General features: G+C 45.4%; 11 protein-coding genes. 7 read left to right on the top strand and 4 right to left on the bottom strand.

Going from position 1 to position 15,667, the window contains the following annotated elements; genetic code table 11:
• Positions 1 to 5: 5 nt before the first annotated feature.
• The 3 genes from GTH32_RS16450 to der all read left to right on the top strand — a co-directional run bounded on the left by GTH32_RS16450 (position 6) and on the right by der (position 3,514).
• Complete coding sequence (locus GTH32_RS16450) at positions 6 to 626, top strand: YfgM family protein (RefSeq protein WP_163087791.1); 621 nt, start codon at positions 6 to 8, stop codon at positions 624 to 626.
• 31 nt (positions 627 to 657) lie between these two features.
• Complete coding sequence (gene bamB / locus GTH32_RS16455; RefSeq protein ID WP_163087793.1) at positions 658 to 1,914, top strand: outer membrane protein assembly factor BamB; 1,257 nt, start codon at positions 658 to 660, stop codon at positions 1,912 to 1,914.
• 157 nt (positions 1,915 to 2,071) lie between these two features.
• The gene (gene der / locus GTH32_RS16460) at positions 2,072 to 3,514 is read left to right on the top strand and encodes a ribosome biogenesis GTPase Der (protein ID WP_163087795.1); all 1,443 of its coding nucleotides are present in this window, start codon (positions 2,072 to 2,074) and stop codon (positions 3,512 to 3,514) included.
• A gap of 71 nt (positions 3,515 to 3,585) precedes the next feature.
• On the opposite strand, the gene GTH32_RS16465 is transcribed toward der, so the two are convergent.
• Positions 3,586 to 4,635, bottom strand: a complete 1,050-nt coding sequence (locus tag GTH32_RS16465) for a hypothetical protein (RefSeq protein WP_163087797.1) — start codon at positions 4,633 to 4,635, stop codon at positions 3,586 to 3,588.
• A 60-nt stretch (positions 4,636 to 4,695) separates the two neighbouring features.
• Positions 4,696 to 6,048, bottom strand: a complete 1,353-nt coding sequence (xseA, locus tag GTH32_RS16470; RefSeq protein ID WP_163087799.1) for an exodeoxyribonuclease VII large subunit — start codon at positions 6,046 to 6,048, stop codon at positions 4,696 to 4,698.
• A 100-nt stretch (positions 6,049 to 6,148) separates the two neighbouring features.
• On the opposite strand from xseA, the gene guaB reads away from it, so the two are divergent.
• Together guaB and guaA are read left to right on the top strand one after the other, a co-directional pair.
• Complete coding sequence (gene guaB / locus GTH32_RS16475) at positions 6,149 to 7,618, top strand: IMP dehydrogenase (protein ID WP_163087801.1); 1,470 nt, start codon at positions 6,149 to 6,151, stop codon at positions 7,616 to 7,618.
• Positions 7,619 to 7,684: 66 nt separating this feature from the next.
• Entirely contained in the window at positions 7,685 to 9,262 is a 1,578-nt protein-coding gene (gene guaA / locus GTH32_RS16480) for a glutamine-hydrolyzing GMP synthase (protein ID WP_163087803.1), read from the top strand.
• Positions 9,263 to 9,344: 82 nt separating this feature from the next.
• Here guaA and GTH32_RS16485 read toward each other — a convergent pair whose 3' ends face one another.
• Together GTH32_RS16485 and GTH32_RS16490 are read right to left on the bottom strand one after the other, a co-directional pair.
• Positions 9,345 to 10,757, bottom strand: coding sequence for an amidohydrolase (locus GTH32_RS16485; RefSeq protein ID WP_163087805.1), 1,413 nt, complete (start codon positions 10,755 to 10,757; stop codon positions 9,345 to 9,347).
• 103 nt (positions 10,758 to 10,860) lie between these two features.
• Positions 10,861 to 13,467: a TonB-dependent receptor gene (locus GTH32_RS16490; protein ID WP_163087808.1), complete on the bottom strand. Its 2,607-nt coding sequence runs from the start codon at positions 13,465 to 13,467 to the stop codon at positions 10,861 to 10,863.
• Positions 13,468 to 13,693: 226 nt separating this feature from the next.
• On the opposite strand from GTH32_RS16490, the gene GTH32_RS16495 reads away from it, so the two are divergent.
• The gene (locus GTH32_RS16495; protein ID WP_163087810.1) at positions 13,694 to 14,224 is read left to right on the top strand and encodes an RNA polymerase sigma factor; all 531 of its coding nucleotides are present in this window, start codon (positions 13,694 to 13,696) and stop codon (positions 14,222 to 14,224) included.
• Positions 14,221 to 15,357, top strand: a complete 1,137-nt coding sequence (locus GTH32_RS16500) for a FecR family protein (protein ID WP_163087812.1) — start codon at positions 14,221 to 14,223, stop codon at positions 15,355 to 15,357. The genes GTH32_RS16495 and GTH32_RS16500 overlap by 4 nt, the downstream gene beginning before the upstream one ends.
• Positions 15,358 to 15,667: the final 310 nt, after the last annotated feature.

Here is a 15,667-nt window from a genome sequence, read left to right on the forward strand (position 1 = left end):
AAAACATGGAACAATTCGCAACAGAAGAACAGCAAGTAGAAGCGATTAAACGGTTTTGGAAAGAGCATGGAGTAGCCATCATTGTTGGCGCTGCATTAGGATTAGGCGGCTTATTTGGCTGGCGTTATTATTCTGATAGCCAAATTGAAAGCCGTGAAATGGCCTCAGTAGCTTACCAAGACGCAGTTGAAACATTTGGCACCGACACAAGCGCGGATAAAGTGGCTGCCTTCATTGAACAAAATGAAGATTCTGGCTATGCCAGTATTGCTAGCCTATTGGCCGCAAAACAAGCAGTGGAAGCGGGTGATTTGGACGCGGCAGCGTCACATTTAAATCACGTGGTTACCTTCGCTGAAAACGACGAACTAAAAGCACTTGCGGCTATTCGTTTAACCCGTGTGCAAATTGAAATGAACCAGCTGGATGCTGCGTTGTCTACGCTAGGCACTATTTCTAATGAGGCATTTTCAGCTGAAGTATCTGAACTTAAAGGTGATGTTTACCAACAGCAAAGTAAATTTGATGATGCTCGACTAGCGTATTCAAGTGCACTTGAAAAGAATGCCAACAATCCGTTACTGCAAATGAAACTAGATAATTTAGCTGTTGCAGCGGGCCAGTAAACTGGCACATAAAAATAAAGAGGTACACAAATTGTTTCACACCACCTGTGGCCGTAAGGGTCGTTTTGCTCGCACGATATCAATAGCATTAGCCGCGTCTATAACTTTATCAGGCTGTTCCACCATTTCAGATTGGTTTGCCGATGAAGAAGAGCTAGAGATCCGTCGTTTGAAGCCTATTGATGCACAGTTCACCCCGTTGGTGAAGTGGGACAAAGACATTGGCGATGGCGTCGATCGTTATTTCTCACGCCTTCGTCCTGTGTATGCTTATGATAAAATTTATACCGCCGATCGCCACGGAAATGTGGTCGTCCTTGAGCCTGAGACGGGTGAGGTAGTGTGGGAGCGCGACTTCGCAATATTCAACGGTGAAGGTATATGGGATTCTATCTCCCGTTTATGGCGCAACGGTGAAAGTGCACGTATTGGCGGACTATCAGTAGCTGATAGACAAGTTTTCGTTGGTACTGAAAACGGTGATGTTATTGCACTTGATGCTGAAACAGGGGAAACCAAATGGGAAGCATCTATCCCAGGGGAAGTACTTGCTGCACCTTCAGCCGATGAAGGCATACTTGTGGTGAATACTGGCGCAGGTGTGCTGTTTGGTTTTGATACTCGTACCGGCGAACAAAAGTGGCGTCATGAAGGTGATACACCGCCATTAACGTTGCGTGGTATATCAGGCCCGGTAGCTGCAAACGGCGGTGCCATAGTTGGAAGCTCAACAGGTAAGCTGCAAGTTAACATATTGCAAAGCGGTGTGCTTGCGTGGGAAACCGTCATCGCTACACCTTCAGGTGCCACAGAACTTGAGCGTATTGTTGATATTGACACTACACCAGTAGTGTACGGTGGAACCATTTACACCATTTCATATAACGGCACCTTAGCGGCAGTTGAATTACGCTCTGGGCGAATTATATGGAAACGTGAGTATGGCTCGTACCGCAACCTCACTATCGACGGAAACAAGATATTTGTTGTAGATAACAACTCAAATGTATATGCGCTTGATAGACGAAATGGCGTAGAGTTGTGGTCTCAAAATGGCCTTAAGAGCCGCTCGTTAACTGCTGCAGCCCCTATTGATGAATATATAGTAGTGGGCGACAACTGGGGCTTTTTACACTGGATTGAAAAAGAGTCTGGTGAAATAGTCTCTCGCCTAGATGTAGGTGGCGATGATGAAGATGACGCCATTTATGCCGAACCCGTTATTGTCGATGATAAAATTATTGCCGTGACCAGAAATGGCGTTGTGGCAGCAATAACTACACCTTAACGGTTTACGTCTCCTGTGCAGGGTACGGGCAGCGATACATGCTGACGCGCCTTACCGAAACAGGTATAATCGACATACTCACATTGTGACCGCAAGTAAGCTTTGCTTACTTGCGGTTTGTGCATTTTACGCTTTCACGACCTTTAGGATCTGATACATGTTACCCGTAGTTGCTTTGGTTGGCCGCCCTAATGTGGGCAAGTCTACCTTGTTTAATCGATTGACCAATTCTCGCGATGCCTTGGTTGCAGACTACCCCGGCTTAACCCGCGATAGAAAATATGGCCAAGCTAAATTTGAACAGCGACAGTTTATCGTTGTAGATACCGGTGGTATTACCGGCGATGAAGCAGGGATAGATGCTGAAATGGCGCAACAATCTTTGCTGGCCATTGAAGAGGCGGACGTAGTGATGTTTTTAGTTGATGCTAGAGTAGGGCTGTTACCTGCTGATAAAGGCATTGCCGATCATCTGCGCCGAATTAATAAACACGTATTTGTGGTTGCTAATAAAGTTGATGGTATTGACGGCGATAGCGAGAGCGCGGAATTTTACGCTCTAGGCCTTGGCAATGTTAAGCAGATAGCCGCCGCCCATGGTCGCGGAGTTAGTCAGCTGCTACAAGATGCTCTTGAGCCATTAGAAGAAAGCTTCCCAGATATGCAGGTTATTGTGCAAGAAAAGGAAGAAGATTTAGGCATCGAGGCGCAACGGGAAAAGTTACAGTCACTCCCAATCAAGTTGGCGATTGTTGGTAAACCTAACGTTGGAAAATCAACCCTCACCAATCGTATTTTAGGCGAAGAGCGGGTTGTGGTTTATGACTTACCCGGGACTACCCGAGACAGTGTATATATTCCCATGGAGCGTGATGAGCGCGAATATATTCTTATTGACACCGCGGGCGTGCGAAAGCGCAGAAAAATTAACGAAGCGGTAGAAAAATTTTCTATCGTAAAAACCTTACAGGCTATCGAAGAATCAAACGTTGTATTATTGGTTATTGATGCGCGCGAAGGGGTGACAGACCAAGATTTGAGTTTGTTGGGGTTTGTACTAAATTCTGGCCGTTCTCTTGTGGTTGCAGTAAACAAGTGGGATGGGTTGAGTACCGACGTAAAAGATGACATTAAGCGTGAATTAGACCGCCGCTTAGGCTTTATCGATTTTGCCCGTTTGCACTTTATTTCTGCCTTACATGGTTCAGGTGTAGGTAATTTATTTGAATCGGTACAAGAAGCATACGCCAGTGCCACTAAGCGTATTAATACCTCTATACTCACCCAAATTATGGAAATGGCGCAGGATGATCACCAACCGCCGTTGGTTCGCGGTCGCCGCGTGAAGATGAAGTATGCCCATGCTGGGGGGTATAATCCGCCAGTTATCGTCATTCACGGTAACCAGGTCGATGACTTACCAAGTTCTTATAAACGCTTCCTTATGAACTATTTCCGCAAATCGCTGGAAATTATGGGAACGCCCATACGAATTGAATTTAGAGAGGGCAATAACCCTTTTGAGGGCAAGAAAAACCAGCTTACTCTTGCGCAACAAAGAAAGCGTAAGCGTCTTATGTCTTTTCATAAAAAGAAATAGGATAGCTTCTACAAGGTTGCTTAGTTCGCCCACTAATTAAATGAAGAAACCCAGCGTTTAGCTGGGTTTCTTCATTTAATTAGTGGGCGAACCTGCATCATCAACGAAGACTCTTCGGGGACAGCTATCTGCGCGATAAGCGCGTTTGCGATAGGGTCAGATTGAGTTGACGGGAAGGTGGTAGCAATTTTCACAATCTTATCGTGTTGCTGAAATACATAGGTGGTGGCATAAATGGTGTCTTGGGTCGCCGATTCGGCTTTTATTCCTAATCGCCAGCCAGCATGTTCGCTGTTAGCTTGGTAACGTGCTGCCGCGGGTTGCTTGTATAAGGTAAGCGCCTGATGTTCAGCCACAGCCTCGGCCTTCTCCCAATCTGCTTTTAGCTGTTTTATCAGAATTTGGTCTTTGTCATGTTCTAATGGCGCTAAAATGGGGTAAACAGTGACATCTACCAGCGCTTCCTCGAATTCCCGGTGGGTGTAGCGCGTGATAACCCCCTTAAACGGGTCAGGATATAGCTGTGTATCTAAGCGCGCAAAGTCGCCTAACGTAGAAGGGACCACTAATTCGTCTACGTAATTACTCGCACTAAGCGACGAATACAGAAACGCGGCGGTGAAAAGCGCACTGTGCTGGCTATAGTGAAACCAATCGGTTAACACGGTTACTGCTTTTTCAAGGTTATTTACATCTTGGGGAAAGGCGTTTTCGATGATCCTAGAGTCTATCTCCATACCCCGCCACAGCAAGGTTACTTCGGTAAAATGGAGAGCCTCAATAGTATCCTCAGATGAGGAGGGGCCGGATGTATGAGCAATAAGTAACTCATAATCCAGGGCATCGCTAAAAGCGGCAACACGGTTAAACCAACCGCGGCTAGATAGTGCTTTTACAAATACTTCTGGGGCAATGCTATCTTGTATACACTCTTTCGCCGCTACTGCCTGTTTACAGCGCGCAAGCACCTGGTCACTGGGATACGTTGAAAACACCGAGATATCCACATTACCTGACGGCGACGTCTGCCCTTGCGCGAATGCACAAAGGCAAACAGAGCACATAAGCGCGCAGCCCAAACCCTGTTGTAGGGCACGTAACGCACTTACACGCTTAAACATATTTAGCTTTACGCTAGTGATAGATGAAACTAAATACGCTAGCAAGCATGTGCCTTTGAATTAACGGGGAACCTTAGCTATCACTTTACTGGTTATTTGCCCATCCGTCACCCTAGATTCAATCACATCACCTTCAGCCACCCTATTTATTGAAGTGATCGCCGCATCCTTATGCATGGTAATGCTGTAGCCACGGGATAAGGTAGATAAAGGGCTAACTGAATTAAGTAAACTTGCTTTTGAGGCCAGTTTTTGACGCTGCTTCGCAAGTAAGTTGCGCATTGCACTCTTAAGCGCTTTATCTTGTTGCAGCAATTGTTGTTGAGCGCGCTTAACGGTGGTATCGGGCGACTGTTTAGCTAGCCTATTTACGTGTAACGAAATCCTGTTACAATCGCGATTTAAGGTGTTATTTACGGCGTATTTTAGCCGTAGCTGTAGTCTATCAAGCGCTTGCCACTGATTCTGAATACGCGTTTGTGGATGAACCGCTTGTAATCGTTGACGCTGTAGAGATTGACGTTGCAGGGCATGTTGCAACGCATTACGCATACTGCGCGCCAGTCGCTGACGGTATTGATAGAGATATTGCACCAGCGCCGATGTATCCTGGCTTAGCAACTCAGCGCCTGCAGACGGGGTAGGGGCGCGAAGGTCGGCAACAAAATCGGCGATAGTAAAGTCAACCTCGTGGCCTACCGCGCTAACAATAGGAAGCCGCATACGGCAAATTTGCCGGGCTAATTCCTCATTGTTAAAACACCATAAGTCTTCTAACGCGCCGCCTCCGCGGGTGAGAAGTATAACATCCACTTCGTTACGCTCATCGGCAACCTTAAGTGCATTAATAATCTGGGCGTGGGCTTGCTCCCCCTGTACCATGGTCGGATACACGATGATCTCGGTTTGTGGGCTACGACGTTTTAAGACACTTAATACATCGTGTAACGCTGCGCCCGAGGCAGAGGTGACTACGCCTATACGGCTTATTACCTCTGGCATAGGCTTTTTACGCTCGCTGGCAAACAAGCCCTCATTATTTAACTTTGCTTTTAGTGCCTCATAAGCTTGCTTGAGAGCACCTTCACCGTCACTTTCCATATGTTCGACTACTAGCTGGTAGTCGCCTCGTGCTTCATATAGCCCGACTGAGGCACGCACTAATATTTTGTCGCCCTCTTTTGGCCGCTGTTTAATAACACGGTTTGCATTTCTAAACATGGCGGCCCTGACTTGGGCTTTATTGTCTTTCAGGGTGAAATACCAATGGCCGGACGCAGCGCGCACAAAGTTACTTATTTCGGCAGATAGCCACACTAGTCCAACTTCGCCTTCTAAGACGGTTCTTGCTAGTCGGTTTAGCTTAGTAACTGTTAAAATTTGTCGAGATGTAGATGGCGAATTTGTAAACATAAAAAAAATCATCGGGTTTAATACGAATAGAGTTTACCTTAAATCTAAAAAACACTACAATTGCGCCGCAATTAACCCTCAACTGAATAGGTGTTGTTGCATGCTACGTATCATCCAAGAAGCCCTGACATTTGACGATGTGTTGCTGGTTCCCGGCCACTCAACCGTCCTTCCTCATACAGCCAGTTTACAAACACGTTTAACTCGCGACGTTACATTAAATATCCCAATGGTGTCAGCTGCCATGGATACGGTTTCTGAAGCGCGTTTAGCCATCGCACTTGCGCAAGAGGGTGGCATAGGTTTTATTCATAAAAACATGAAGCCTGAAGAGCAAGCGAAGCACGTACGTGAAGTTAAAAAATACGAAAGTGGGGTGGTTTCCGATCCGGTTACCGTGACTAAGGATGCCACCATTGGTGAAGTCAATGCGCTATCTAAACGTTTAGGTTACTCAGGTTTCCCTGTTACTGATAAAGATAACAATCTTATAGGTATTGTTACTGGCCGTGACCTGCGCTTTGAAAAACGTCTTGAATTGCCTATTAGCAACGTAATGACGGGCAAAGATGACTTGGTTACCGTTAAAGAGGGTGCAAGCTCTGATATCGTTTTAGACCTAATGCACGAAAATCGTATCGAAAAAATTCTCGTGGTAGACGATAGCTTTAAGCTTACCGGCCTTATTACAGTTAAAGATTTCCAAAAAGCCGAAAATAAACCTAATGCATGTAAAGATTCATTAGGTCGTTTGCGTGTTGGTGCTGCAGTGAGTGTTGGGCCAGGTACCGATGAACGCATAGCCTTATTGGTAGATGCGGGCGTGGATGTGCTGCTTATTGATACCTCTCATGGTCACTCGCAAGGTGTTATCGACCGCGTGAAAAAAATTCGTAGCGAATACCCTGACGTACAAATTATTGCCGGTAACGTGGCCACTGCCGATGGCGCCAGAGCGCTAGCCGATGCGGGTGTGGATGCAGTTAAAGTAGGTATTGGTCCAGGCTCAATCTGTACTACGCGTATCGTAACTGGTTGTGGTGTTCCTCAAATTACCGCGGTATCCGATGCTGTAGAGGCACTAAAAGGGACTGATATTCCAGTTATTGCTGATGGTGGTATTCGTTTTTCAGGCGACATTGCTAAGGCTCTAGCCGCGGGTGCTAGCTGCGTGATGGTAGGGAGCATGTTGGCGGGCACAGAAGAAAGCCCGGGCGAAGTAGAGCTGTTTCAAGGCCGCTACTACAAGTCGTATCGCGGCATGGGCTCATTAGGTGCAATGAACCAAAGCCACGGCTCGTCTGATCGTTACTTCCAAGAGTCGAATAATGCTGAAAAACTCGTACCAGAAGGCATAGAAGGGCGCGTGGCCTACAAAGGCCCCATTGCCAATATTATCCACCAGCAAATGGGCGGATTACGCTCAGCAATGGGATTAACAGGGTGCGCCACAATCGAAGAGCTAAATACAAAAGCTCAGTTCGTGCGGGTTACTTCAGCAGGCATGGGCGAAAGTCACGTACACGACGTGAACATTACCAAAGAAGCGCCAAACTACCGCTTAGGCTAAGGCGACTACAATTAAAGAGGCTGGTAACTTCACCAGCCTTTGTTCTTTTCTATATCGGGTAAAAAAATGACCACTAATATCCACGACCACCGTATATTAATTTTAGATTTCGGCTCTCAATATACTCAGCTTATTGCTCGTCGCGTTCGTGAAATAGGCGTTTATTGTGAATTATGGGCTTGGGATGTCAGCGAAGAGCAGATCCGCGAATTTAACCCCCAAGGTATTATTCTTTCTGGTGGCCCAGAGTCGGTACCCGAAGCAAATTCGCCCCGCGCCCCACACTATGTATTTGAAGCTGGCGTACCTGTATTTGGTATTTGTTACGGCATGCAAACAATGGCAGCGCAACTTGGTGGTGGCGTGTTGGGGTCTGACAAGCGAGAATTTGGCTATGCACAAGTAGAAGTAATTAAGTCTAGCTCGCTACTTGATAAAATTGAAGATGCTATTAGCGATAACGGCAACGCGTTACTCGACGTTTGGATGAGCCACGGGGATAAAGTGTCTGCGATTCCAGAAGGCTTTGAAACTATCGCCCAAACAGCATCGTGCCCCCATGCAGCTATTTACAACGAAGAAAAGCAATTTTATGGGGTTCAATTTCACCCTGAAGTTACTCATACTCGCCAGGGCATGCGTTTGCTAAGCCACTTTGTATTAGAAGTATGCGGGTGTGAAAAGCTATGGACGCCAGGTGCAATTATTGAGGACGCTATTGAGCGAATAAAGCAGCAAGTCGGTGATGACGAAGTGATTCTTGGCTTGTCTGGCGGGGTAGACTCGTCTGTAACAGCAATGTTGTTACACCGAGCAATTGGAGCGAACTTAACCTGCGTATTTGTTGATAATGGACTATTGCGTTTAAACGAAGCCGATCAGGTGATGGAAATGTTTGGTGACCACTTCGGCCTCAACATTATCCGCATCGATGCTGAAGCGCGTTTCTTAGACCGTTTGAAAGGCATCGAAGACCCAGAACTTAAGCGTAAGGCTATTGGTAACGAGTTCGTTCGTGTATTTGACGAAGAAGCGTCAAAACTAGCCAATGCTAAATGGTTGGCACAAGGGACGATTTATCCTGACGTTATTGAATCCGCAGGGTCTGCTACCGGTAAAGCCCATGTCATTAAATCTCACCACAATGTAGGTGGTTTGCCCGATGACATGAAAATGGGGTTAGTTGAACCATTGCGCGAATTGTTTAAAGACGAGGTGCGCAAAATAGGTCTCGAACTTGGCTTACCTTACGATATGCTGTATCGCCATCCGTTCCCAGGGCCTGGTTTAGGTGTACGGGTATTAGGCGAAATCAAAAAAGAGTATTGCGATCTGCTACGTCGCGCCGATGCTATTTTTATTGAAGAGTTGTACGCTGCCGATTTGTACCAAAAAGTAAGTCAGGCGTTTACCGTCTTTCTACCAGTACGTTCGGTGGGTGTTATGGGCGATGCGCGTAAATATGACTGGGTGGTAAGCTTACGCGCGGTTGAAACTATCGACTTTATGACTGCTCATTGGGCGCACTTGCCCTACGATTTCTTAGGTAAGGTATCGAATCGCATTATCAACGAAATTGATGGCATATCTCGGGTTGTTTACGATATTTCAGGAAAGCCCCCCGCTACTATTGAGTGGGAATAAGCGTGAAGAGTTACGTATAAACAGAGGAGCCCCTTTTATAAAGGGGCTTTTTATTTTGTAGCGACATTTACGTCGGCCAAAGCTAAAGAATGGGGGTACCTTGCTTTATCAATGCGCGCTTAATTTTTTCGCTAAAGTCGCGCGCCCGCGTAATAATGCTGTTTTCATCTACCGTAAGTACTTCGCGGTCTTCCATGAGTAATCGACCGTGTACTATGCTGTGGCGAACATCACTGGGGTACGCTGAGTAGACAAGTGCCGAATAGGGATTGTAGATAGGCGTCATATTAGCCGACTTGCTACTAATAACAATTATATCGGCGAGTTTACCTTCTTCAACTGAGCCAATCTGATGTTGTAAATTTAATACCCTTGCGCTTCCGATAGTGGCCATTTTTATAACCTCAACGGCGGGCATTAAACTGCGATCTTTGTGCCAAAGTTTATGTACCTTTGCTACTTGGTCAAACTCGTCGATTAGACTAATTGTGTTTCCCGACATGGGACCATCTGTTCCTAGCCCTACGTCTACGCCTTGGGACAACATTTCAATGACTGGCGCCACACCTTTAGCCGCTTTAATATTCGCGCTCATGTTGTGAGCTACACCCACCTGGTGTTGTTTAAGCAGCGCAATATCTTGTTTGTCCGCAAGTATCACATGTGCTCCGACCAAATTTTTATTAAGTGCGCCAATACTATCTAAGTAAGCAATAGGGGATAAGCCGTTACTGCGTTTTGCAATCACGTCTCGCTCTTTCTCAGACTCGGCCAGATGAGTAAGCACAGGTACGTCATAGTCTAGCGACAACTGCGCAATTTTCTGTAATGTTTCTGTGGTATTGGTGTAAGGGCCGTGGGGAGCGAATGCTGGCGTTATTCGCGGGTGATGTATGTATTGTTTTATAAAGTTTTCTGCATACGCAATGCCCTCTTGCGCCGTTTTCGCATCTGCTTGAGGGTATTTGATCACCGTTTGGCCTAATACTGCGCGTAACCCTATTTCATCTACCGCCCGCGCCACTTCATCTTCAAAGTAATACATATCGGCATAAGTAGTAACCCCACCTTTGAGCATTTCAAGGTTGCCTAATTCGGCGCCTAAATAAACCATCTCACGGGATACAAATTGCTTTTCTAGCGGAAAAATATAGCTATGAAGTCGTCCGGCGACATCATCGCCTAACGAGCGCAATAAACTCATCGACGCGTGCGTGTGGGTATTAATAAAGCCAGGAAGTACGATATCGCCATCCACGTCCAATACTTTTTTACTTTTAAAAGCACGTGCTTTAGTCTGGGGGCCTAGCGCCACAATTTTGTTATCTTTAATGGCAACAAACCCGCGCTCATACTCCGTGAGTTGGTTATCCATCGTAAGGATATGCCCGTTGGTAATTATGATGTCTACTGTTTGCTGCGCGTGCCCGGTAGCAGGAAAGAGCGCTACCAAAATGCTTAAGATAAAACCGATTAACCAATGCGCTATCGTCATGCAATTTCACCTAGGTTGAAAAGAAAAAAAGTGTTTGTACGTGAAACCCTTATCGGTTTTCAGTACAAACACTCGTCGTTTTAATTGCTTAAATCAAGGGACGTTAGAACTTAATTTTAACGTCGGCTCCCCATAGACGGCCTTCATTCACCACGCCAGCCAGATTGTTGATAGTTACACCACCAATTAATGCTGTTTCGTCGGTAATGTTTCGTCCATAGGCTGCAACTTCAACATCGTATTTATCCACAGCAAACAAGTAACCTAGACGCACCCCACCTTCAAGGTATGGGTCTTGGCGCATTTCAAGGGCATCAATCAACGAGAAACGTACTTCGCTTGCATACGACCAATCAGTATAGAAATACAACTCGCCGTCACCTACTTCTTTGCCATAACGCAGTGTGAAGTTACCAATCCATTCTGGGGCGCGGGGAAGGGATAATCCGTCTACGCCAATAAGGCCGTTTTCATCCACCGGATTTTTAACGGTACAAAAAGAGCAGGTGGAGATAGCGACGTTCTTATCTTGTATTTCAGTGTTGTTATAACTCACACCTAAGGTGGTGATGAGATCTGATGTGATGGCATATTCGCCTTCAGCTTCAAACCCAAAACCTACCGTTTTATCAACGTTTACCAACTCCTTCGCCGCACCTTCATCAAAAGACGATTGGGCAGTAAGTTGTTGGTCGTTCATCTCAAAATAGAACACGTCAAAATTAATTCTTGCCGCGCCATCCAATAAGTCTGATTTTGTACCGAACTCAATGGAGTGAATAATTTCAGAGTCAGCAATACTTAGCTTAGGATCATCGCCACTGACTACCCGGCCTTGAATACTTGGTGCTCTAAAGCCTTTAGATAACCGAGTGTATAAGTTTGTGTCATCTGAGTACTCGTACGTTGCACTTAAATCCCAACTGATGGCTGAATCTTCTGTATCCGCGTACATAGGGTCAAAGAAGTCGCCATCACTTGAAGTAGCCATTATTCTTTGGGCAACATACTCTTTTTTGTCTTTTGAATAGCGAAGGCCACCGGTTACTTTAAGCTTGGCGCTTACATCATAGTCACCAGAGGCGAAAACAGCCCACGCATCGGTTTTTTGATTTTGCTGCAAGTAACGTTTAAGGCTGCCATCAGTATTATAATGTAGCGTATCTATATCTAAATCTTCGGTAAAAAAGAAGAAACCAGCTTGATAGTCAAAGGCGCCTAGTTCATTTGACGCTACGCGGAACTCTTGGGTGAATTGACTGTGATCAGGGATGCCATCGGCACTTTCAACGGAAAACGAAGGTACAGTACCGAGTTCGCCTGTATAGCCAGAAGGGTCAGAAAAGGTGCTTACTTGATACCCGCCGTCTACGTCAGCACGTGAAAACATTTCTACCGCTTCATAGCCAGTTATAGAGGTAAAGCTATAATCGGTTGTAAGGTATTCGAGTTTTACGCTACCGCCGTCAACCTTCACACTTTGTGTAGCGCGGTCGGCGGCATCTTGATACACAGTTTCTCGGTCAAAACCCGCCACGAAATCGTTTGTTCCAGGGGTAATGGCGCTGGCTCGAAACACTGTAGGCGTGCCGTCTAGGTCTCTTGTGTGATAGTTGAAAAGAGCAGAAAAATTATCGTTTGGTTCGTATAGAACCTGCACTTTAGCCGCCTGATCATCATATCCGCCGAGCACGTCATTTTGTTCAAAACCGGGCGCCTTTGTATCAATATAGTCATCTCGTGTTTGCTTTAATAACGACACTCGCGCTGAAATACTATCGGTTAACCCACCACTTATAGCACCTTGCATTGACACGGTATTTAAAGACGCGTACGACGCAGAGAAGTAGCCTTCTAAATGCTGAGTAGGGCGGTTACTGGTAAACTTAACCAAACCCGCGGGGGTGTTACGTCCAAATAATGTACCTTGGGGGCCCCTAAGCACTTCAACACTTTGCACATCAAATACGGGAAACCCTTTCAGTATTGGGCTTTCTTGTACCACGTCATCGTACACAAGAGAGACTGGTTGAGAAGCATTTAGATCGTAATCTTGGTTGCCTATGCCGCGGATATAAAAGCGTGGGAATGAGCGCCCAAACGACGATTCAATTTTAAGGCTCGGAATACGGGCAGACATAAACCGGATATCTCCGCCACTGGTGCTTACGCTGTCAAGTAAATCGCCCTTCATCACAGAAACTGAAATGGGCACTTCCTGTAGATTTTGAGTACGGCGCTGGGCGGTGACGGTAATGTTTTCAACCATGCCTTTACTCGACGCTTGTTTTTTACTGGTAGGGGATGCATATGTTTGGGTATCAGATGCGCCTGCAGCGTTACTTTGCTTTTTTTCGCTAAGCTCTGCCTCATTCGTCGCTTTTTCTATAGCGATAGTGCGCTTGTTGATGTAGCGATATTGCAAGCCAGTGTTTTGTAATAGCGCATCAAGTGCTGCGCGTTCAGTGTAATCCCCGGCAAAGGGTTTTGCTGTTAGGCCTTCTGCAACATTAGAAAAAAAGACGATTTGTTTGCCAAATTGCTTCGCTACACTTTGCAACGCGCTATCAAGGGGAATGTCAGAAACCTCAATTTGTACCTGTTTCTCTTTTACGCCGGTTTCTGCCATCACGCTAAAACTACCTGCTAATGACAAAACCATCGATAGTACAATGGGGTTTTTCTTCCAATTTGGAGTACGCGACTTCATGCTTAAGTTCCTATGATTATGTTATATTGATATTTTTTTGTCGTGTATAGATATTTCAGGCAATCATGCGGATTTTTACCCGCTTAGCAATTAAGAGAGATATCGCCACCGTTTTAGGTACTACTTTTTTTATTTATTTTTTTTAGTACCCAATTTCTATCTCAAAACACTCTTATCTAGTGGGCCTATTTTCGCCCACCCAATTTACGTTAATCGAAATGAGTCTATGCCTAATAATTCAGCCCCAAAGAGTGATAGTTTTGTTAAGGGATTATATGAAAGCTCCTATAAGGAACTGTTTGCGTTTCTTCTTCGTCGCTCTAACAATCGTCAACAAGCACAAGATTTTTCGCAGGAAGCATTTCTTCGGTTAATACGGGTAGAGAGAAAAGACTTAATAGAACAACCTAGGGCTTACCTTTTTCGCATTGCTGCAAATTTAGTGCATGAAAAGCGCCTTAAAAATATTAGCCAGTGGCAAAAGGAAACAAGCGCGTTAGACAATGTTGAAGAGATCCCATGTGAGGACGACCCTCACGCACATATTGAGCGACAAAAAGCGATTCAGGATTTAGAAAAGATATTGGCCAGTTTACCTCCTATTTATCAATCAGTCTTATTGATGCGTAAAAGAGATGGCTTGAATCACGCTGAAATTGCTGAAAGACTGGGGATTTCTATTCACACTGTTAGAAAATATTTAACCCGCGCGGTAACGGAATGCCGAAAGGCTCACAGTATGGGTCAAGAGTTATGAATACACATTCGCAACCAAATACACTCATTATAGAGCAGGCAAGCTATTGGGCTGTACTTATTGATGAGGGTGAGCTAAGCCAGCGGCAACACCACGAGCTTGCACAGTGGCTTGTTGAAAGCCCAACACATGTACAAGAGTTTTTACATGCATGTACCCTGCTTGATGTACTGGATGATATCGATCCGAATAAAAATATATCAGTAGAGGGGCTGCTTAAAAAGATAAGTACGCCGGATGTTGAGCCGATCTCCATTACGTCGAAGCCGGCGCCCTATGCGTACGAAAAGCCAGCACGTATAGAGACTAAAAAGCGACCTACACGCATGTTTTGGGCATTAGCTGCGAGTCTTGTTCTTAGTGTACTTGCCTTGTATCAGTTTACACCTGCGGTGCTTCCGTTAAAGCAGCAAACTATCTCCCACAGCGTCAATTACGTTACTACCTTAGGTGAACAGCGTAGTATTACATTAAGTGATGGCTCCATTATCTATTTAAATACATTAACCAACGTAGATATTGACTATACCCCGCAGTTTAGAAATATAGTTTTGCACAATGGCGAGGCTATATTTAAAGTGGCGCATAATCCTGACAAACCTTTTAGGGTTTGGGTAAACGGCACTATGTTCCAGGCGTTGGGTACCGAGTTTAACGTTAGAAGTAATAAGGGTAACGTAGAGCTTACCGTTATCAACGGAGTTGTGGCGCTTACTAAAAATGCGCGCAAACACCAAGATGCCTCTGTTAGCGAGGAGAGCGTTCGATTAGATAGCAATGCAGAAATTGAGGTACCTTTAGGCAGGCCTTTAATTGTTTCCGTTGGGCAACAGGCTACCGTAAAAGAAGACGGCAAAATTACCACACTCGTTAACGCTGATGTCGATAAGAAAACCTCATGGAAAGCGCGGGAAATGATATTCAAAAATGATTCGCTAGAAGATGTTATCTACGAATTTAACCGCTACAATGCGTTACAAATATCTATTGCCTCTGAGCAACTTTCCAAGATGTCCATAACGGGGGTCTTTGAGACTAACGATCCTCAGTCATTGCTACGATTCCTAGAAAGCTCGGGTAAAGCGAAGATTCAAAGGCACGGGGCCAATAGCGTTACTATTTTAGCGCTGTAATAAACGCCACTATTCGGCTAGCGCTTCACCGGGGAATTCATTGTCTCAGTATGGGCGTTGAGGTATCTTGACTGCGCCGTATAGCGCGGTGTAGTGCGCTGTGTGATACAGTATCCTTTGCATAATATCTAATGCATCCTTTATCCTAGGAGCGTCCGCTCACTTAGCTTCAATTCAACAGGGGATACTCTTTTTTTGCTTAAAAAATCAGCGCTTAAGTAATCATAGTCATTCATTCTACCGAAAGTCATATTTCTGTCATCGAAATAACATCTAATGATGGCCCATATTTTTGGTTATTTTACTTACT

Source organism: Alteromonas profundi, assembly GCF_010500865.1.
Classification (GTDB): domain Bacteria; phylum Pseudomonadota; class Gammaproteobacteria; order Enterobacterales; family Alteromonadaceae; genus Alteromonas; species Alteromonas profundi.